Source organism: Natrononativus amylolyticus, assembly GCF_024362525.1.
In the GTDB taxonomy this organism is placed as follows: Archaea; Halobacteriota; Halobacteria; order Halobacteriales; family Natrialbaceae; genus Natrononativus; species Natrononativus amylolyticus.
This window is the reverse complement of sequence record NZ_CP101458.1, coordinates 461,153-480,191: the sequence shown is the minus strand read 5'-3', so window position 1 is coordinate 480,191 and position 19,039 is coordinate 461,153. Positions and strand designations below refer to the sequence as shown.

Sequence of the window (19,039 nt, the reverse complement as noted above, 5' to 3'; positions counted from 1 at the left end):
GGTATTTGAACGCTCGTAGCACCTGATAACACGGCTCACGAGTCGGGGGCGAACCCGCACCGTTTACAACGCTTCCGACGGGATGGTTCGGTATGCGAATCGGCGTCATCGGCGGCAGCGGAATCTACGAGGCACTGCCACTCGAGAACGTATCGACAGAGTCGGTGTCGACGCCGTACGGCGAGCCGAGCGACGACCTCACCGTCGGCGAACTCGGCGGGCGGGAGGTCGTCTTTCTCCCGCGTCACGGCGAGGACCACCAGCACACGCCGACGGACGCGAGCTACCGGGCCAACATCTACGCGCTGAAGCAGGCCGGCGTCGACCGCGTCATCGCGACGAACGCCGTGGGTAGCCTCAGGGAGGACCTCCCCCCACAGACGCTCGTCGTTCCGGACCAGATCTTCGACCGCACCAAACACCGGTCGCCGACGTTCTTCGGCGACGGAATGGTCGTCCACATGAGCTTCGCCGAGCCGTACTGTCCCGAGATGGTCTCACACCTCGCCGAGTCCGCCCGCGAGGTGCTACGCACCTCGGAGGACGAGAGCGGTGCAGCCGCGAGCCGCGAGGCAACCGACGCCGAGGTCTCCGAGAACGGCACCTACGTCTGCATCGAGGGACCGCAGTACTCGACGAAAGCCGAGAGCGAGTTCTACCGCGCCCAGGGGTGGGACGTGGTCGGCATGACCGCGATCCCGGAGGCGAAACTCGCCCGCGAGGCCGAACTCAGCTACGCGACGATCGCCGGCGTCACCGACTACGACGTCTGGAAGGAAGACAGCGAGGTCACCCTCGAGGAAGTCCTCGAGAACGCCGCCGCCAACCAGGAGTCGATCAACGAGGTGATCGAACGCGCGATCAGGACGATGCCAGAGGATTTCGAGAGCGACGCCTGGTCGGCCCTCGAGGGAACGATCAACACCCCCGCGGACGCGATCCCCGAGGAAACGCGCGAGCGGATTGACCTGTTGGCGGGCGAATACCTCGAATAACCGAGATCGGCGCTCGACACCTCGCTCGAGTCGGTCGGTTCTTTCGCTCGAGTCCACGGTCGCTCGAGAAACGAAACCGAGCGCGTGAGAGTCAGGAACGCCGAAAAACCGAAGTGATTTGGCGAGAAGGTTGTACCGTCTCGTCCCCAACCGCCGGATAATGACGGGGAGGCAATCACCCGAACTGAACGTCGTGTTTTCGTTACTCTCGAACGCGCGCCGGCGTTCGCTGTTGTACCTTCTCCTGAACAGCGAGTACGCGACCGTCGACGACCTGGCGACGAAGATCGTCGCCTGGGAGCAGGGGTGTTCCCTGCGTGAAGTCAGCGAGGACGACCACCGCCGGGTCGCCGTCTCGCTGGTCCACGTCCACCTGCCGCGTCTCGCCGACGAGAACGTCGTCGACTACGACGACCGCAACGGGGACGTCGTGACGGCGTCGGGGTTCGACCGGCTCCGGCCGTTTCTCGAGGACGCCTACGCGAGCGAACACACCGACGAACTGCCCGAGCGGTCGCACCTGTCGGTGCTCTACAGCAAGCCCCCCGAGGAGCCGTTCGCCCTCGAGGACGACTGATCGGCTCGCGTCTCAGCCCCGGTCGCCGTCGACCGCGAGCGACCGCTCCCGGTCCCGACGGTCGCAGGCGGACTCCTCGGTGGGGGCGCGCACGGACTCGCCCGTGGTTCCCGCACACCCCGAGCAGTACTCGTTTACGCCCCACTCGGGAACCGCGACCGTCGAGCCGAACACGACGCGGTGGGTCGCGTACCGGCGACGCTCGCCGCCGCCCGCGGGTTCGTCGCAGACGCGACAGTCGTACCCGGCCTCCCGAATCGGCTCGGTCTGCACCTCACGCCGCGTGCCGATCGTCGTCACCGGGTGCGTCGACGCCTTCAGGGCCTCCCAGCAGACGACGGTGCCGACGAGCGCGAACGCGACCCCGAGCCACCAGTAGCCGAACAGCCCTGGAACGAGGAGCAGCGAGAGAACGATCCACCCCCAGAGCGCCGTGAACCCGGCCCAGTCGGCGAGCCGTCGGAGCCCGCGATCGGCACTCACCGGTCGATTCGACTCGGTCATATTTGTGATCAGTCACACGACAGCCAAAGTTCCGTCGGTCAGTCCGCAATCGCCTCTTCGGGGTCGGCCTCGAGCGTCGCCCGCTGGATCCAGAGGTCGCCGAACAGTTCATCCTGCTCGAGGACGATCCGACCCCGGTGGGCGAGAAACAGCAGCGCGAGGTAGGTCATCACCCGCGAGCCCCCCACCTCGTCGATTTCGGCGTACAGCACCTCCTCGCGGCCCCGCTCGTACTGGCTCTCGAGGGCCGCGTCGACGTCGTCGATCACCGCCTCGATGTCCTCCTCGTGGGCGGTGTGAGTGACGTCGTCGGCCGTCGGCTCGTCGTCGACCCGGAAGTCGTCGCCGGAGTGGTAGCTGAGCTCCTGCACCCCGCGGCCGTACCCCTGCGGAGAGTCGCTCGTATCGTAGCTCCGCGAGGACTTCCACCAAGTGCCCCGTTCGGCGTCCCGCAGCTCGCGGACCAGCTCGTCGAGCGTTTCGGGCTTGCCGCGGGCCTGCTTTCGCTCGAGGCGGCGATCCATCTCGGACTCGAGGCTCGCCACGGGGTCGAAGCCGTCGTACTCGCCGTCCATTGGCTCCTCGTCCGCAAAGGGCGCCTCCCACGGCGGCAGCTCCTCTTCGTCGGGCTCGTCGGGCGCGAACAGCTCGTCGCTTTTCATCCGCAACAGCACGCTCGCGTAGAACAGCGCGCGCCCCGAGGTCCGGAGATCGGCGTCGTCTAACGCCTCGAGGAACTTGTCGGTGACCCGAACGACGTCGATGTCCCAGGGGTCGATCTCGCCGTCCTTGGCGAGCTGGACGAGCAACTCGACGGGTTCGACCTCGTCGTCCGCCGCCGCGTCGGTTTCGGCGGTGTCGTCGACGAACTCGAGGGTCGATTCCCCCGATCCGGGCCGCTCGCGGTCCTCGTGGCCGGCGATCTGGAGCGGAATGTCGTCGTTCGGTTCGTCGCGTCCCAATTCGCTGTCTCGCGGGTCGCTCCGCTCCCCGCTCGATTGTTCCGAGCCGCGTTGCGGCTCGTCAGTCATCGGCCGGCACCCCCTCGCTGCTCAGGTCGATTCCCGTCACCGCGCTCACGTTGTCCTGTTGCATCGTCACCCCGATCGCCCGCTCGGAGCGGTCGAGCATCGCCGAGCGGTGCGAGACGACGACGAACTGGGCGCGCCCGGCGAGTTCGTCGACCATCTGGCCGACCCGCTCGGCGTTGACCGCATCGAGGAAGGCGTCAACCTCGTCGAGCGCGTAGAACGGCGCCGGATTGTGGCGCTGGATGGCGAAGATAAAGGCAAGCGCGGTCAGGGACTTCTCGCCCCCGGACATCGCGTCCAGGCGCTGGATGGGTTTGTCGCCGGGCTGGGCCTTCATCGTCAGCCCGCCCTCGAAGGGGTCCTCCTCGTCCTCTAAGTGGAGCGAGCCGGTCCCCTCCGAGAGCTTCTCGAAGATCTCCGTGAAGTGGCCGGCGATCGCGTCGTAGGACTCCATGAACGTCGCCTTCTTCTGGGTCTCGTACTGCTCGATCCGCTCGCGGATGCCGTCGGCCTCCTCGACCAGCGTCTCCTTCCCGTCCTCGAGCGTTTCCAGTTCCTCGCGGACCTCGTCGTACTCGTCGATCGCGAGCATGTTCACCGGTTCCATCGCCTCCATGTCCGCCGTGAGAAGGTCGATCATCTCGAGGACCGTCTCGTGATCCGGCACGTCCTCGGGGTCGTACTCGCCGACGTCGGCCTCGAGGGAGTCGACCTCCCACTCGAGGGCTTCCCTTCGCTCGCGTGCGGTCTCGAGTTTGCTCTCGACGGCGTTCACCTGGTCCTGCTGTGTATCACGGGCCTCTCGCGCCGCGGTGAGCTCCTCGCGGAGCGCCGTTCGCTCGTCTTTGAGTTCGACGAGTTCGCTCTCGAGTTCCTCGACGGCCTCGTGTTTCTCCGACAGGACCTCGCGCTTGTCGGCGATCTCCGCCTCGCACTCCTCGATTCGCTCCTCGTACTCGGCCTTGCGGTTCTGGGCGCTCTCGATGTCGTCGTGGAGGTCCTCGATGGCGTCGGACGCGTACTGTTTCTCGAGGCCGAGTTCGTTCAGCTTCGAGTCGATGCCGTCGATGCGGTTCTCGCGCTCTGCGATCTCGGCTTCGACCTCCTCGATCCGCGCCGTCAGCTCGGGGATCTTCGAGTCGGCGAGTTCGGCCTCCAGGTCGTCGATGTCGGCCTCGATCTCCTCGAGTTCGCCCTGCTTCGTCTCGATCTCCCCGGAGATCTCGGTCATCCGCTCGTCGACGGACTCGCGTTCGTCCTCGAGGTCGTCGAGTTCGCCCTCGAGGTCCTCGATCTCGCCCTCGAGGCGGTCGCGTCGCTCCGCGAGCTTCTCGATTTCGGATTCGATCGAGCGAACCTCGTCGGCCGCGGCCGTCTGGCGGTCGCGGGCGTCGTCCAGTCGCTCCTCGACGCCGCGGAGGTCGCTCCGGACCGACTCCCGGCGGTCCTGGAGATCGGTGATCTGGGTGGCGACGCGCTCGAGCTGTCCCTTCCCGCCGCCGGAAAAGGAGTACCGCGACCCCTTTCGGGAGCCGCCGGTCATCGCCCCCGACTTCTCGACTAGGTCGCCGTCGAGGGTGACCATGCGGAAGTCGCCCATGTACGCGCGGGCCGTCTCGATGTCCTCGACGACGAGGGTGTCCCCGAGGACGTACGAGAAGATCCCCGCGTACTGCGGGTCGAAGTCGACGAGATCGTACGCGAAACCCACGACGCCGGGGTCGGAGGGCGCGTTCGGCAGGCCGCGTTCGCGCATCTTCGTGATCGGCAGGAACGTCGCCCGGCCGGCGTTGCGCGATTTCAGGTACTCGATACACTGCTGGCCGATCACGTCGTCGTCGACGACCACGTTCGCGAGGCGGTTGCCCGCCGCGGTCTCGCAGGCGACGGCGTACTCGCCCGAGACCGTCCCGAGCTGGGCGACCGCGCCGTGGACGCCGTCGATCCCCGAGTTCAGGATCGTCGTCACCGAGCGGCCGAAGGAGGAGTCGCCGCTCTCGCCCGCGTTGGCCTCGAGTTCGGCGTACTCCTGTTGTTTCGCCTGGAGCTCGTCGTCTACCTCCTCGAGCGTCGACTGCAGCTCCCGCTTCTCTTCGCGCAGGTCCTCGACGACGCCCGCGATGTTCTCGCGGTTTCGTTCGGCCTTCTCGAGTTCGCGCTCGAGGTCCGCCCGCTCGCTCTCGATCTCTGGCAGTGTCTCGCGGGTCTCCTCGATCTCGGCTTCGGTCTCGGTGATCGCGTTCGAGCGCCGGCGGGCCTCGTCGAGCAGCCGATCCTGCTCGCGCTGGAGGTCGTTCTTCTCGGTTTTCGCGCTCTCGAGCGCCTCCTTTCGCTCCGCCAGCTCGGCTTTCACCTCGTCGTACTCGGTGTCGACCGCGTCGATCTCCGCCTGGAGTTCCTCTACGGTTCCCTCTCGCCCCTGGATCTCGGCTTTGATCGAGGCCTTCTCGAGTTTGTGCTCGCGCATCTCGCCGGTGAGCTCCTCGACGCGCTCTTGCTTGCGGTCGATCTGGACGAACGCCTCGCGGCGGGCCGACTCGGCCTCCTCGATCTGTTCCTCGCTGGCCTCGATGCGGTCTTCCAGCCGCGAGATGTCGCCCTTGATCGACTCGATCTCGCGTTTGATCCGGAGCTGCTCGTCTTCGCCCTTGCGCTCGATTTCGGCGTTCAGGTCCTCGAGGTCCTCCTGGAGGCGGACGACCGCCCCCTGGCGCTCGTCGAGGGTGCGCTGGAGCTCGTCGAGGTCCGCCTCGAGACCGTCGATCCGTTCGGTGACCGCCGCGAGGTCCTCGCGTTTCTCCTCGAGTTCGCTGGCCTTCCGGTAGCTCTCGTACTCCTCCGTTTCGTCGCGGAGTCGACGGTACCGGAGAGCGGCCTGGCGCTCGTCTTCGAGCTGTTCCAGACGAGCGCGCTTCTCCTCGATCCGGAGTTCGGCCTCGTCGATCCGCTCGGAGACGATCTCGAGTTCCTCGAAGGCGTCTTCCTTCTTGGCGTCGAACTCCGCGACGCCGGCGATCTCGTCGATGATCCCCCGCCGGTTGTACGGCGTCATGTTGATGATCTCGGTGACGTCGCCCTGCATGACGACGTTGTACCCCTCCGGGGTGACGCCGGCCTGGGCGAGGAGATCCTGGATGTCCGAGAGGTTCGTCGCCCGGTCGTTGAGGTAGTAGTAGGAGTAGTAGTTGTCCTCCGTCTCCTTGACCCGTCTTCGAATGCGAATCTCCTCGCAGTCGCCGACGTCGTCGCTGCCGGCGGCGTTGACGACCTGCGAGCGCTCGAGCGTGCCGTCCGAGTTGTCGAGAACGACCTCGACGACCGCCTCGCGGGGGCCGCCGCTGGCGTTCCCGTCCTCGTGGCCGGGGTTGTAGATGAGGTCGGTCAGCTTCTCGGCTCGAATGCCGCGGGTGCGAGCGAGGCCGAGCGCGAAGAGGACGGCGTCGATGATGTTCGATTTACCGGAGCCGTTCGGCCCGGTGACGACGGTGAAGTCCTCGTAGAACGGGATCTTCGTCTTTCGGCCGAAGCTCTTGAAGTTGTCCAGAACGAGCGCCTTGATGTGCATCTGTGGGTCGAAACCTCCGTAAACCGCGAGCGAGCGCGTAGTTACGCAACGATAATGTCGTCGGCACCTGAGTCTTCTGGTTCGCCCTCGGTTCCGTCCTCGACGGTGGCAGTCGCTTCCTCGACCTCGTCGGGGTCTGCGTCCGCCGCCTCCGGGGCGGTCTCCTCGCCGCGGCGCTCGGGGACGCGCGTCGGCGACTCGGTGTCCAGTTCCGCCTCGAGCACGCGAATCCGCTCTTTCGACTCGACGAGTTCCTCCGTGAGTCCCTGTACGGTCGACTGCAGTTCCGCAACGGCCGCCTCGAGTTCCTCGACGCGATTTTTCGACATACCCACTATGGCTCCGTGCTGGCACATAAACGTACGTCAGACAATGATAGTCGTTCTGGTATGTAATTCACGCCCGCCAACCAATCCGTCGGCCGCCGGAGTTACTAACGCAAGTAGGAACGTTAATAGCCGCGCTCGGGTGAGGGCTAGCCACCGATGTGGCCCTGGGAGCACGCGATCATGGGATATCTCGCCTACTCGCTGTTCAGCCACGTCGTCTACCGGGAGTCGCCGGACGGACTCGAGGCGTTCGCCGTCGTCTTCGCCTCGGTGCTCCCGGATCTCATCGACAAGCCGCTGGCGTGGCAGTTCGGCGTCTTCGAAACCGGCTACGAGCTGGGCCACTCGATCTTCTTCGCCATCCCCCTCTCGATCGCCGTCGGGATGTACGCGCGATCTGTCGGCCGGCCGCGAGCGGGGCTCGCGTTCGCGCTGGGTTACCTGCTTCACCTGCCCGCCGACGTCCTCGACAGCTACGTCCGGGGCGGACGCGTCCAGTTCGAGCTCGTGCTGTGGCCGGTTCGAACGGTCGAACTCCACCCACACGAACACCAGCTCTCGTTCGGAGAGCAGTTCTCATTGCTGTTCGCCCAGTACCAGCAGGAGCTGCTCGCGGGCGATCCGTCGCTGTACATCTGGAGCCAGATCGGTATCGCCGTCGCCGCCGCCGTTCTCTGGCTCTACGACGGCGCGCCGGTCCTCCGGGAGTGTCTCGAGTACCTGTACGGTCTTCTCGACGAAGAGTAACGCCGCGGGACCACTCCGTTATTCTTTACCGCCCCCGGGCCGAAGCGACCCCCAATGACCGCACAAACCGTCCAGCAGGGCGACCTCGTCACCGTCATCGGCCTCGAGGTCCACGTCCAGCTGGAAACCGAGACCAAGATCTTCTGTGGCTGTCCCACCGAGCCGACCGACGAGCCCAACGAGCACGTCTGTCCGGTCTGTCTCGGCCTCCCCGGCACGCTGCCGGTACTCAACGAGGCCGCCGTCGAATCCGCGGTGAAGATCGGAAAGGCGATCGACGCCGACATCCCCGAGGAGACCCGCTTTCACCGGAAGAACTACTACTACCCCGACCTGCCGAAGAACTTTCAAATCACCCAGTACGACGAGCCGATCTGCCAGCGCGGCGAACTCGAGATCGCAGTCGAGGGCGAGCGCCGGAGCGTGACGATCGAACGGGCGCACCTGGAGGAAGATCCCGGCAGCCTCCAGCACGTCGGCGGCGGTGGCGGCATCGACAGCGCGGAGTACACCCTGGTCAACTACAACCGCGCCGGCGTCCCGCTGATGGAGATCGTCACCGCCCCCGACTTCCGCTCGCCGTCTGAGGTGCGGGCGTTTCTGGCCGAACTCGAGGAGGTCCTCGAGTACCTCGGCGTCTTCGACGCCGGACGGGACGGCAGCCTCCGCGTCGACGCGAACCTCTCGATTATCCCCGCCGAGGAGGCCGACGACGACGGCGAGATCGGCCTCGAGGCGCTCGAGGCGGCGAACCGAACGGAGGTCAAGAACATCTCGAGTCACAAGGGCGCGGAGAAGGCGCTGGCCTACGAGGAGACCCGCCAGAAGAACGCCATCCAGCGCGGCCGCGCGGTCGAACAGGAGACGCGCCACTGGGACGAGAGCCGGGGGATCACGGTCTCGATGCGCTCGAAAGAAGCGGAGAAGGACTACCGGTACTTCGCAGAGGCCGACCTCCCGCCGCTTCGCGTCGCGGGCTGGACGGAAGAGATCGACATTCCGGAGCTGCCGACGGCCCGCCGCGAGCGCTTCCGCGCGGAGTACGACCTGAGCGAGGAGGCCGCCTCGAAGCTCACCTCGACGAAGCAGGTCGCCGACTTCTACGAGGAGGTCGCCCTCGAGTACGACCCCGACCTGGCGGCGACGTGGGTCGCCGACGAACTGCTCGGCGAGCTCAACTACCGGGACATGGAGATCACGGACCTCGAGGGCCGCCTCGAGGAAGTCCACCGGCTGGTCGAACTCGTCGCCGACGAGGAGATCACCGCGAAGAACGCGAAGGAGGTCGTGCTCCGGGGGATGCTCGACGACGGCGACGAACCCGACGAAATCGTCGACCGCGAGGCGCTCGGCAAGACCGGCGAGGACGAGGTGAAACAGGCCGTCCTCGAGGCCCTCGAGGAGAACCCCGAGGCCGTCGCCGACTACGAGGCGGGCGACGACGGCGCGATCAACTTCCTGGTCGGCCAGGTGATGGGGAAGACCGGCGGCAGCGCGGACCCGGGTGACGTCAACGGGCTGCTCAGGGCGGAGCTGGACGGCTAGCGCCGGCGGGAGCGACGAACGGGCGACGGGCGGACCGGACGGTCGCGGTTGCGTTCGGCGCTCGAAGGGAGGGTGCGAGTTTCGCAGGCGGTCCGTGGCCGGACGCCGCGAACCGCGCCGCGGGAGAGACGGGTGCTACCGGGACACCGGTGGCGCCAGCGGGTCGTCGGGCGGTGCGTGATCTCGCTCAGTCGTCGACGGGACGAGCGACGACGGTACCCTGACTCGAGACGCGGACGTCGACGCCGTCGTGGGTGAACGTCACGTTGATCGGTTTCTCTCGAGGCGCGCTGATGAGGTCGCCGAGGGCGCTCGGGTTTACCGTTCGGTACAGCGGCGGAATCTCGGTCAGTTCGCGGCCGGTGATCGCGCCGATCGTTTCGACGACGGCGACGACGACCGCGTCGGAGCCGCGGTCGACGCCGAAGGCGGCGTGGTACGTTCCGGTCGTTGGGTCGTAGCCGACGTGGTCGGATTCGATCGACGGGGGTGGATCAGCAGGCATCTCCGGTGAGCTCGCACACATCGGTACGTGCTACACATCCGTCAATAGTAAGCCGTGGCGCTGACTAGTCAGCGTGCGTCCTCGCCGGACTTCTCGAAGAGGTGCTCGAAGACGACCCGCTCCGCCTTGCGGAGGTGCTGGTTGAACGTCTGGCGGGTCACGCCGAAGTGAGCGGCGAGTTCGTCGCCGGTGCTCGCCCGCGGCGAGTCGAAGTAGCCGCCGTAGTACGCCGTCTCGAGCGCGGCGAACTGCCGATCCGTGAGCGCCTCTTCGACCACGCGCTGGAGGACCCGCGGCGAGTAGACGAGTTCCTGACACAGGAGTTCGACCTCGGGATGGAAGAAGCGGACCCCCTTAAGAACCGCCCGCGGTTCGACGTCGCCGGGGATCTCGCCGAGAAAACGGACCGCCTCGGCGTCGATAATCACGGCCCGCGCGCGACCGCCGAGGGACTGGAACACTTCCGAGACGGTGGCCGGTTCCGCGTGGGCTTCGACTCGAGTGCGTCCGCCGCTGGTGCTGAGCAACCGCACGTTGAAGTAGTGTGGAACCTCCTCTACCGCGGTGACGAACTCGCTCGCCGAAAGGTCCTCGGTCGACATGTACTGAATCGCTCGCCCCTCCGGGAGGGTGACGATAGACGTGACGTCGATGCGGATCTCGCCGTCCGACGAATCGCGGAGCGAGGGCGGGACGGCGGCCCGGTCGGCCCGGAGTTCGAGCAGGCGGACGTGGTCGCTGGTCAGCTTTTCCTCGCGTCGCTTCAACTCCGTCGCGTCTTCGAATCCGACGACGACGAAGTCCACCTCGCCCTCGTCGTCGAACACGGGCGCCGAGTTACTCGAGAGCCAGCGCTCGGATCCGTCCGGGAGCGCGATCCAGTGTTCGAACCCGAAGACTGGCGCCTTCGTCTTCAGGACGCGAGCGACGGGATTCTCCTCGGTCGGTACCGGCGTGCCGTCGTCGTAGTAGATCTCCCAGTCGGGGTTATCGAACGTGCGGGCCGTAATCTCCTCGCGCGTGAGACCGAGCGTCTCCATCGCACGCTCGTTCGCGAACCGCATCTGACCGGCGGGATCGACGACGATTATCCCGATGGGGCTGACCTCGAGAACGCGATCGACCAGGGTGTCCGTCAGCGATCGAATCCTCCACTCCTCCCCGCGAGTCCCGCGCGATCGCCACCAGACGCGGTCGCGGTCGCCGAACCGTTTCGTCTCGAGACGACCCTGGGCGGCGAGGGCGGAGAGCACGTCGTCGATCGGTTCGCCGTCGGCTCCCAGGGCGTCCTCGACTTCCTCCGTGCGAAGCGGTTCACGGGGGGTTTCGAGACGGTCGAAGACGCGGAGCACCTCCTCCGCACCGATCGACGTCGGCTGGCGCATGTGGAGACGGTACGGCCGGAAGGGGAATAGCCGTTTCTTCAGGTCGACCTGACCGAGTCGATAGGACACCGATCGCTGGGCCAGACGGTCTCCCGAACGAACCGGTTCGTGCAGCGACAGTGCGGATCGAATGTGCCGAACCGAGCGCCGCGGGTCGAACTCGAAGCCGGCACGCCTTCGTTCGAGCGTTTCTGATCGTCCCGATCGCCAGCAGTCGTCGCTATCTCCACGGGCGGCGTAGACGAGACGAATGTCCCGCACTCGAGACCTCGGACTGTTTCTCCTGATCGCCGTCCTGTTCGGAACGTCGTTTCCGGCGATCAAGGCCGGACTCGAGTACCTGCCGCCGCTGCTGTTCGCGGCGGTCAGGTACTACCTCTCGGGGCTCGTGGTGCTGGTCTACGCGGTCGGCTTCTCCGATCGCTGGCGCCCGGCGACCCGGAACGACTGGGTCGGAATCATCGCCGGCGGCACGCTGTTCATCGGCGCCACCGGGCTCACGTTCGTCGGCCAGCAGTATACGACCAGCGGCGTCGCCGCGATCCTCATCAGCCTGATTCCGATCCTCACGGCCGTCTTCGCGTGGTGGCTCCTGCCCGCCGAGCGGCTCACCGCTCGCGGCGCCGTCGGCGTCCTGATCGGCTTCGTCGGCGTCGCAGTCGTCGTGAGTCCCGATCCGGGCGACTTGCTGGCGGCGGAGTTCGTCGGTCGAACCCTGATCGCTTTCGCCGCGATCAGCATCGCGCTCGGAACCGTGCTGGTTCGTCGTAGCCACCCGCCGATGTCGGTGGTCGCGCTCACCGGCTGGTCGATGCTACTCGGCGCGACCATCCAGCTCGCGTTCGCGATGGCGGTGGGCGAATCCGCCGCGGCGATCCGCCCGACGCCGACCGCGCTCGCGCTCGTCGCCTACCTCGCCGTCTTCTCCTCCGGGATCGGCTTCGTCGTCTACTTTCACCTGCTCGAGCGCTTCGACGCCCTCGAGGTCAACCTCGTCACCTACCTGAACCCCGTGGTGGCGGTCGCGACGGGCTGGCTCGTCCTCGGCGAACCCCTCCTGCCGGCGGCGATCCTGGGGTTCGGCGTGATCGTCCTCGGCTTTCTCGTGCTCACGGAGTCGGAGATCGCGGCCGAACTCGCGGTGTATCGCGGGGCGGGTCGATGATCGTCGTCGCGACACCGGCGGTCGGGTCGTCCACGGGCGGAAACACTAGACTGTACCGCGAAAATGATTGAAATGTAGCCAACGACAATATCCAAGAGGCAAATGGGTTTCATCGCCGACGTTCGACTCTCGAGTCCCGACCTCATGCTCGCTGGCACCCTCCGGGCCGTCCCGTCGGTCGAGGTCGAGACGACGTACCACGCCGCGGCGACGCCGGCGACGCCGTACCTCTTCTACGTCGCCCGCGGCGACGACCTCGAGTCGTTCGAGGCGGTCCTCGAGGACGACCCCTCGGTGCGAGCGGTGACCTGCGTCGAGCGCCTCGAGAGCGAGCGGGTGTACCGGGTCGCGCTGTCCGAAGCGCCGCTTCTCGTCGTTCCGGCGCTGGTCGACGTCGGTGCGGCGTTTCTCCGCGGTCAAGGGAGCGGCGACGGCTGGCTGGTCCGGGCGTGGTTGCCCGACCGGGACGCCCTCGTGGCGTTCAAGTCCTTCTGTGAGCGAAACGACGTCGCCTTCGACCTCCGACAGCTCTACCGGTCGACGACGGCGACCGGCGACGGCGCGTACGGGCTGACCGCAGCCCAGCGGGAGGCGCTGGTCACGGCGTACGAACACGGGTACTTCGAGGAGCCCCGCCGAACGTCGCTGAACGAACTCGGGGACGCCCTGAACGTCTCTTCGACCGCCGTCGGGGGACGCATCCGGCGGGGAACGGCGGCGCTGCTCGAGACGACCCTGCTCGAGGGCGCCGAGGGGACTTAAAGTCGCAGTTACCCAAGACGCGACTACTCCCGTCGCGAGGGCTAGCAGAACGTATGAACGACAATCGCCGCCCGGTTCCCCCTGAGGTTCCGTTCGAGGACGCCCTCGAGTCGCTGCTCGCCGCGGCCCGATCGGACGGCATCGACGTCGCCGGCGCCTGGGACGTCGAGACGAGAGACGGCGAGTACACCGTCGAGATCTGGCCGATCGACCGAGAGTGAGCGGACTCCGACTGGAAGCGCGGGCCAGACGACCGCTCGAGACGGGTACGACGGACCGCGTCAGTTACTCGTCGCGTCACCCTCGCCGTCGCCGCTCTCGAGTCCCCGCTGACCGTCGCCGGCGCCCTCGCCGATGACGTCTTCCTTCCAGGTGCCGCGGGCGAACCACGCCACGGCGACGACGAAGGAGAGTCCCATCCCGGCGGCGAACGCCCACCAGATCCCGGAGACGCCCCAGTCGAGAGCAGACACGGTGATCCCGAGGACGGGAACCGTTACGCTCCAGGCGAACGCCAGCACGAGCGCCACGGGGATCCGGAAGATCCACCGCGAGAGAAAGGAGAGGACCATCGCTTCGCGGGTGTTGCCGGCGCCGCGGAACGCCCCCTGGATCACCATGACGCCGGCGAACAGCGCCCAGAAGGGGGCGATGATCCGCAGGAAGACGACGCCCTCGGCGATCACCGCGGGGTCGTCGACGAAGATCCCCATCGCCTGCGCCGGGAACAGGAGGACCAGCGCCGCGGCGACGAAGATCACCGCCATCGTGCCCGCGGTGGCAGTTTTGGCGACCGCCGCCGCGCGGTCGGGAGCGCGCGCCCCGAGGTTCTGGCCGACGCCGGTGGCCGTCGCCTGACCGACCGCGCCGGAGACCGACCAGGTGACGGACATCAGCCGGACGCCGATCCCGTAGGCGGCAGTGGGGGCCGCGCCGAAGCGGGCGACGAAGCCGGCCATCGCGACGGCGGCGAAGCTTCGCGCCCAGCCGTCGATCGTCGCGGGGTAGCCGATGTCGACGAGCCGCTTTTGGATCTCGAGATCGGGCGCGAGGTCGCCGACCCGCAGCCGGACGCCGAACCCGCCCCGGAGGAGGATGTAGATGCCCGCAGCGGTGGCGAACCCGCGGGCGATGAACGTCGCGACGGCCGCACCCCGCGTCCCCATCTCGGGGAACGGCCCCCAGCCGAGGATGAAGAACGGGTCGAGCACGACGTTGAGCCCCGCCGACAGCACCATCAGCCACATCGCGGTCCTGGTGTCCCCGGCACCCTGCAGCGAGGCCCGGAACGCGAAGAAGAGAAACGTGAAGGGGAGCGCGAGGAAGATGATTTCGATGTAGGCCATCGCCTCGACGTAGACGTCGCCGCGCGCGCCGATCAGGGTGAGCAGGGGCGCCCGGAAGGCGAGGCCGACGGCGGCGAGCACGCTCGAGACCGCGAGCGTCAGCAACACCGTCTGGGCGACGACCCGGTCTGCCATCCGGTCGTCGTCGGCGCCGACGTACTGGGAGACGAGCGCGATGGTGGCCGCGGTGATCCCCATCGCCGTCGAGACGAACATCCACGACAGGGGAAACATGAGCGAGACGGCGGCGACGGCGTCCGAACTCACGCGCCCCACCCAGAACATATCGGCGAGGTTGTAGAACGTCTGCAGCAGGTTGCCGAGCACGAGCGGCCACGCCAGGTGTAACAGCTTCGACGGGATCGCGCCCGTCGTCATGTCGATCCGCTTTCGCTCGGTGTCGCTCACTCCCGTGAGAGTCACGCGGTCGGGTGAAAAGAGCTACCCTCCCGTTCGCGGTTGCCGGCTCTCGGTAACCGGCCAGAGCGTACGCCACCTGAACATTGATAGTGACGTGCCGACAGGTCGCCACCATGCCACCCTCACTCGAGGCCGAGACGAGACGGACCATCGACGACCTCCTCCGCGAGCGAATGCGCGAGGACGCCATTCCGGGGCTGAGCCTCGCGGTGGTGGACGGGTCGGCGGAGACGGGCGTCGCGTACGCCGCCGGCTACGGCTCCCGGGACCTCGAGACGAACGAGCCCGCGACGCCCGAGACCGTCTACGGCATCGGCTCGGTCTCGAAGTCGTTCGCCGCCCTCGCCGTGATGCAACTGGTGGACGCGGGCGAACTCGGGCTCGAAGAGTCGGTGACGGAGTACCTCTCGGCGGACGTCCCCGAGGAGATTACGCCCCACCACCTGCTGACCCACACCTCGGGCTACCCCTCGCTCGCGACGAGCGAGGCGCTGATCGCCCGCCAGATGGGCGTCGGCGAGGCCGGCGTGCCGCTCGGGAGCCGAGCGGATTTCTACGCCCACGTCGAGGGCGCCCGCGGGGAGATCGCGGCCGAACCGGGCGAGCGGTGGGCGTACTGCAACTCGGGGTACACCATGCTCGGCGACGTCGTCGAGGCGGTTTCGGGCGTCGGCTTCACCGACTACGTCGAGGCGGAGATCCTCGAGCCCCTCGGGATGCGCCGCTCGACCTACGACGGGGACCGCTTCGAGGCGTTCGAGGACCGGATGACGCCGTACGCGCTCGAGGACGGCGAGCCCGAGGAGTCGGCGCTGCCGGTCCGCGAGCGAAGCGCCGCCGCCGGCGGGTTACTCGCCCCCGTGACGGACCTGGCGAACTACGTTCGGTTCCACCTCCAGGGCGGCGAGTTCGGCGGCGAGCGGCTGGTGGGACGGGAGGCCCTCGAGACCCAGTACGGCGCCCACGCCGACACGCCGGCCGGGCCGTACGGCTACGGCTGGCGGACCCGCGACGTCGCCGGCCACGAGCTGATCGGCCACGGGGGCTCGATCGCCGTCTCGAGCGCGTACGTGGGATTCAGCCTCGAGTGCGACCTCGGGATCGCGCTGCTCGCGAACACCTCCCCGGGGTACGGTCTCGCGGAACTCGGGACGGGCGTCTTCGCCGCTCTCGCGGGAGCGGACCCCCGCGAACTGCCGTTCTTCGAGCGAAAGCGCCGCTTCGCCGAGCTCTCGGGCGAGTACGAGTCCTACCGGGGAATCAAGGAGGCCGAAGTCGAAGCCGAGGGCGGGGTCCTCCGGCTGCGCGTGGGCGGCCCCATCGGCGAGGGCTCGTGGACGACCCTGATCCCGGAGGACGTCGCGGCGGGCGAGTTCTACGCGCTGACCGCCGCGGGGAACCGCCAGCCCGTGCGCTTCGAGCGCGACGGCGACGACCTGAGCCTCTACATCGACCGCTGGCGGCTCCACCGGCGCTGACTCGAGAGTCGTCTCGTCACCGGCCGGCTCGAGACCCCACCCCGATCAGCTCGAGACGCCGGGTATCCGCCTCGCGCGAGCACCCGCGCACCGCGCACACCCACGCAGTCTCCCGATTTTGGGCGAAAGGGTTATCCGGGACTCGGTCGTAGCGAACCCCGATGACCGAGATGCGCGTACCGGGAGGTGACTCGCCGTGGAGCTGATTATTACCGAGAAGGACAACGCCGCGCGGCGGATCGCCGACATTCTGAGCGGCGGAACGTTCGACTCGAGCCGGGAGAACGGCGTCAACGTCTACGAGTGGGGCGGCAAGCGCTGCGTGGGGCTGTCGGGACACGTCGTCGGCGTCGACTTCCCGCCGGAGTACTCCGACTGGCGGGACGTCGAACCCGTCGAGTTGATCGACGCGAGCATCGAGAAGACGGCGACGAAGGAGAACATCGTCGCTACGCTCCGACTGCTCTCCCGGAAGGCGGAGGTCGCAACGATCGCGACCGACTACGACCGCGAGGGCGAACTCATCGGAAAGGAGGCCTACGAGATCGTCCGCGAGGCGAACGATGACGTTCCCATCCAGCGCGTGCGGTTCTCCTCGATCACCGAAAACGAAGTGCAGAACGCGTTTTCCGAACCCGACGACCTGGACTTCGATCTGGCCGCCGCCGGCGAGGCGCGCCAGATCATCGACCTCATCTGGGGTGCCGCGCTCACCCGGTTTCTCTCGCTCTCGGCGGGACAACTCGGCAACGACTTCATCTCGGTGGGCCGGGTCCAGTCGCCCACGCTCAAGCTGATCGTCGACCGCGAACGCGAGATCCAGGCGTTCGACCCCGAGGACTACTGGGAGCTCTTTGCGGACCTCGAAAACGACGACGGCGACGCCTTCGAGTCCCAGTACTTCTACCGCGACGACGAGGACAACGAGGCCGAGCGGGTCTGGGAGGAGGCCGCCGCCGAGGAGGTGTACGAGACGCTCTCGAGCGCCGAGACGGCGACGGTCGTCGACGTCAACCGGCGCACTCGCACCGACAAACCGCCGGCGCCGTTCAACACCACGCAGTTCATCCGGGCGGCGAGCGCGCTGGGGTACTCCGCCAAGCGGGCGATGTCGATCGCCGAGGACCTCTACACCGCGGGCTACATCACGTATCCCCGAACCGACAACACCGTCTACCCGGCCGACCTCGATCCCGAGGAACTGCTCGAGGAGTTCGTCGGCCACCCCGTGCTGGGCGAGAGCGCCGAGTCGCTGCTCGAGGCCGACGAGATCGTCCCCACCGAGGGCGACGAGGAGACGACCGACCACCCGCCGATCCACCCGACCGGCGAGATCCCGACCCGCGGAAGCGACGTGAACGACGACGAGTGGGAGGTGTACGAACTCGTCGTCCGACGCTACTACGCTACGGTCGCCGAGGCGGCCGTCTGGGAGCACCTCAAGGTCGTCTCGGAGGTCGCCGACTGTCGGCTCAAGGCCAACGGCAAGCGGCTGGTCGAGGCGGGTTACCACGACGTCTACCCGTACTTCAACACAAGCGAGAACTACGTCCCCGGCGTCGACGAGGGCGAGGTCCTCGAGCTCACCGACGCCGAACTCGAGGCCAAGCAGACCCAGCCCCCGCGCCGGTACGGCCAGTCCCGGCTCATCGAGACGATGGAGGACCTGGGGATCGGGACGAAGTCGACCCGCCACAACACCCTCGAAAAGCTGTACGACCGCGGCTACATCGAGAGCGACCCGCCGCGGCCGACCCAGCTGGCGATGGCGGTCGTCGACGCCGCCGAGAACTACGCCGAGCGCGTCGTCAGCGAGGGGATGACCGCCCAGCTCGAGGCCGACATGGACGCCATCGCCGCCGGCGAGAAGGGCCTCGAGGACGTCACCGACGAATCCCGCGAGATGCTCGAGAAGATCTTCGCCGAGCTGGCCGACTCCCGGGAGGAGATCGGCGACCACCTCCGCAAGTCCCTGAAGGACGACAAGCGCCTGGGGCCGTGTCCGGAGTGTGGCGAGGATCTCCTGGTCCGCCGGAGCCGCTACGGCTCGTACTTCGTCGGCTGCGACGGCTACCCCGACTGCGAGAACACGATTCCGTTGCCGTCGACGGGGAAACCGTTGATTCTCGAGGACGTCTGCGAGGACCACGACCTCCGCGAGGTGAAGATGCTCGCCGGCCGCCAGACGTTCGTCCACGGCTGTCCGCTCTGTAAGGCCGAGGAGGCCGGCGAGGGGCCGGTGCTCGGCGAGTGTCCCGACTGCGGAGAAGACGAGGGGGGAGAGCTCGCCGTCAAAACTCTCCAGAGCGGCTCGCGACTGGTCGGCTGCACCCGCTACCCCGACTGCGAGTACTCGCTGCCGCTGCCTCGCCGAGGCGAGATCGAGGTGACGGAGGAGCGCTGTGCGGAACACGACCTCCCCGAACTCCTGATTCACAGCGGCGACGAGCCCTGGGAGCTGGGCTGTCCGATCTGTAACTACCGGGAGTTCCAGGCCCGCGAGGCCGAGTCGGGCACGGGGCTCGAGTCCCTGGAGGGGATCGGCGCGAAAACCGCGGAGAAGCTGGCTGCGGCGGGGATCGAGAGTATCGACGATCTCTCGAGTGCCGACCCGGACTCGCTCGCGGATTCCGTCGAGGGTGTGAGCGCAGACCGCGTGCGCGGCTGGCAGGCGAAGGCCTGACG

Annotated in this window: 16 protein-coding genes; 9 read left to right on the top strand and 7 right to left on the bottom strand. The window is 67.5% G+C overall.

Features of this window, described 5'->3' with window-relative positions:
- The first annotated feature begins 92 nt into the window (after positions 1–92).
- Entirely contained in the window at positions 93–995 is a 903-nt protein-coding gene (gene mtnP / locus NMQ11_RS02355) for an S-methyl-5'-thioadenosine phosphorylase (protein WP_255169785.1), read from the top strand.
- Between the two features lie 160 nt (positions 996–1,155).
- Positions 1,156–1,572 carry a DUF7344 domain-containing protein gene (locus NMQ11_RS02350; protein ID WP_255169784.1) on the top strand — a complete coding sequence of 139 codons (417 nt, stop codon included), beginning with the start codon at positions 1,156–1,158 and terminating at the stop codon, positions 1,570–1,572.
- Between the two features lie 12 nt (positions 1,573–1,584).
- On the opposite strand, the gene NMQ11_RS02345 is transcribed toward NMQ11_RS02350, so the two are convergent.
- Genes NMQ11_RS02345 through NMQ11_RS02330 form a run of 4 tightly spaced genes read right to left on the bottom strand, consistent with a single transcriptional unit; the run spans position 1,585 to position 7,001 of the window.
- Positions 1,585–2,055, bottom strand: coding sequence for a DUF8108 domain-containing protein (locus tag NMQ11_RS02345; protein ID WP_255169783.1), 471 nt, complete (start codon positions 2,053–2,055; stop codon positions 1,585–1,587).
- Between the two features lie 59 nt (positions 2,056–2,114).
- Complete coding sequence (locus tag NMQ11_RS02340) at positions 2,115–3,107, bottom strand: segregation/condensation protein A (protein ID WP_255169782.1); 993 nt, start codon at positions 3,105–3,107, stop codon at positions 2,115–2,117.
- Entirely contained in the window at positions 3,100–6,672 is a 3,573-nt protein-coding gene (smc, locus tag NMQ11_RS02335; protein ID WP_255169781.1) for a chromosome segregation protein SMC, read from the bottom strand. Before smc ends, NMQ11_RS02340 begins: the two co-directional genes overlap by 8 nt.
- Before the next feature lie 41 nt (positions 6,673–6,713).
- Entirely contained in the window at positions 6,714–7,001 is a 288-nt protein-coding gene (locus NMQ11_RS02330; protein WP_255169780.1) for a DUF7518 family protein, read from the bottom strand.
- A gap of 156 nt (positions 7,002–7,157) precedes the next feature.
- On the opposite strand from NMQ11_RS02330, the gene NMQ11_RS02325 reads away from it, so the two are divergent.
- Together NMQ11_RS02325 and gatB are read left to right on the top strand one after the other, a co-directional pair.
- Entirely contained in the window at positions 7,158–7,748 is a 591-nt protein-coding gene (locus tag NMQ11_RS02325; RefSeq protein ID WP_255169779.1) for a metal-dependent hydrolase, read from the top strand.
- A 54-nt stretch (positions 7,749–7,802) separates the two neighbouring features.
- Entirely contained in the window at positions 7,803–9,293 is a 1,491-nt protein-coding gene (gene gatB, locus NMQ11_RS02320) for an Asp-tRNA(Asn)/Glu-tRNA(Gln) amidotransferase subunit GatB (RefSeq protein ID WP_255169778.1), read from the top strand.
- A gap of 187 nt (positions 9,294–9,480) precedes the next feature.
- Here the strand turns inward: gatB and NMQ11_RS02315 are convergent, their stop codons facing one another.
- Together NMQ11_RS02315 and NMQ11_RS02310 are read right to left on the bottom strand one after the other, a co-directional pair.
- Positions 9,481–9,798: a HalOD1 output domain-containing protein gene (locus NMQ11_RS02315; RefSeq protein WP_255169777.1), complete on the bottom strand. Its 318-nt coding sequence runs from the start codon at positions 9,796–9,798 to the stop codon at positions 9,481–9,483.
- A 68-nt stretch (positions 9,799–9,866) separates the two neighbouring features.
- The gene (locus tag NMQ11_RS02310) at positions 9,867–11,183 is read right to left on the bottom strand and encodes a helix-turn-helix domain-containing protein (protein WP_255169776.1); all 1,317 of its coding nucleotides are present in this window, start codon (positions 11,181–11,183) and stop codon (positions 9,867–9,869) included.
- Positions 11,184–11,433: 250 nt separating this feature from the next.
- Here NMQ11_RS02310 and NMQ11_RS02305 point away from each other — a divergent pair, with 250 nt between their 5' ends.
- The 3 genes from NMQ11_RS02305 to NMQ11_RS02295 all read left to right on the top strand — a co-directional run bounded on the left by NMQ11_RS02305 (position 11,434) and on the right by NMQ11_RS02295 (position 13,331).
- Complete coding sequence (locus NMQ11_RS02305) at positions 11,434–12,348, top strand: DMT family transporter (RefSeq protein ID WP_255169775.1); 915 nt, start codon at positions 11,434–11,436, stop codon at positions 12,346–12,348.
- A gap of 102 nt (positions 12,349–12,450) precedes the next feature.
- Entirely contained in the window at positions 12,451–13,110 is a 660-nt protein-coding gene (locus tag NMQ11_RS02300; RefSeq protein WP_255169774.1) for a helix-turn-helix domain-containing protein, read from the top strand.
- 53 nt (positions 13,111–13,163) lie between these two features.
- On the top strand, positions 13,164–13,331 hold the full coding sequence (locus NMQ11_RS02295; protein ID WP_255169773.1) for a hypothetical protein: 168 nt from the start codon (positions 13,164–13,166) through the stop codon (positions 13,329–13,331).
- A gap of 60 nt (positions 13,332–13,391) precedes the next feature.
- Here the strand turns inward: NMQ11_RS02295 and NMQ11_RS02290 are convergent, their stop codons facing one another.
- Complete coding sequence (locus tag NMQ11_RS02290; RefSeq protein WP_255170855.1) at positions 13,392–14,834, bottom strand: MATE family efflux transporter; 1,443 nt, start codon at positions 14,832–14,834, stop codon at positions 13,392–13,394.
- Between the two features lie 155 nt (positions 14,835–14,989).
- Between NMQ11_RS02290 and NMQ11_RS02285 the strand changes: the two genes are divergently transcribed.
- On the top strand, positions 14,990–16,354 hold the full coding sequence (locus NMQ11_RS02285; RefSeq protein ID WP_255169772.1) for a serine hydrolase: 1,365 nt from the start codon (positions 14,990–14,992) through the stop codon (positions 16,352–16,354).
- Positions 16,355–16,550: 196 nt separating this feature from the next.
- The gene (locus tag NMQ11_RS02280; RefSeq protein ID WP_255169771.1) at positions 16,551–19,037 is read left to right on the top strand and encodes a DNA topoisomerase I; all 2,487 of its coding nucleotides are present in this window, start codon (positions 16,551–16,553) and stop codon (positions 19,035–19,037) included.
- Positions 19,038–19,039 lie beyond the last annotated feature (2 nt).

Excerpts from the sequence above, each read along its gene's own strand:
- mtnP (WP_255169785.1), top strand. The coding sequence starts at position 93 with ATGCGAATCGGCGTCATCGGCGGCAGCGGAATCTACGAGGCACTGCCA.
- NMQ11_RS02350 (WP_255169784.1), top strand. The coding sequence starts at position 1,156 with ATGACGGGGAGGCAATCACCCGAACTGAACGTCGTGTTTTCGTTACTC.
- NMQ11_RS02340 (WP_255169782.1), bottom strand. The coding sequence starts at position 3,107 with ATGACTGACGAGCCGCAACGCGGCTCGGAACAATCGAGCGGGGAGCGG.
- smc (WP_255169781.1), bottom strand. The coding sequence starts at position 6,672 with ATGCACATCAAGGCGCTCGTTCTGGACAACTTCAAGAGCTTCGGCCGA.
- NMQ11_RS02330 (WP_255169780.1), bottom strand. The coding sequence starts at position 7,001 with ATGTCGAAAAATCGCGTCGAGGAACTCGAGGCGGCCGTTGCGGAACTG.
- NMQ11_RS02325 (WP_255169779.1), top strand. The coding sequence starts at position 7,158 with ATGTGGCCCTGGGAGCACGCGATCATGGGATATCTCGCCTACTCGCTG.
- gatB (WP_255169778.1), top strand. The coding sequence starts at position 7,803 with ATGACCGCACAAACCGTCCAGCAGGGCGACCTCGTCACCGTCATCGGC.
- NMQ11_RS02315 (WP_255169777.1), bottom strand. The coding sequence starts at position 9,798 with ATGCCTGCTGATCCACCCCCGTCGATCGAATCCGACCACGTCGGCTAC.
- NMQ11_RS02310 (WP_255169776.1), bottom strand. The coding sequence starts at position 11,183 with ATGCGCCAGCCGACGTCGATCGGTGCGGAGGAGGTGCTCCGCGTCTTC.
- NMQ11_RS02305 (WP_255169775.1), top strand. The coding sequence starts at position 11,434 with ATGTCCCGCACTCGAGACCTCGGACTGTTTCTCCTGATCGCCGTCCTG.
- NMQ11_RS02300 (WP_255169774.1), top strand. The coding sequence starts at position 12,451 with ATGGGTTTCATCGCCGACGTTCGACTCTCGAGTCCCGACCTCATGCTC.
- NMQ11_RS02295 (WP_255169773.1), top strand. The coding sequence starts at position 13,164 with ATGAACGACAATCGCCGCCCGGTTCCCCCTGAGGTTCCGTTCGAGGAC.
- NMQ11_RS02290 (WP_255170855.1), bottom strand. The coding sequence starts at position 14,834 with ATGACGACGGGCGCGATCCCGTCGAAGCTGTTACACCTGGCGTGGCCG.
- NMQ11_RS02285 (WP_255169772.1), top strand. The coding sequence starts at position 14,990 with ATGCCACCCTCACTCGAGGCCGAGACGAGACGGACCATCGACGACCTC.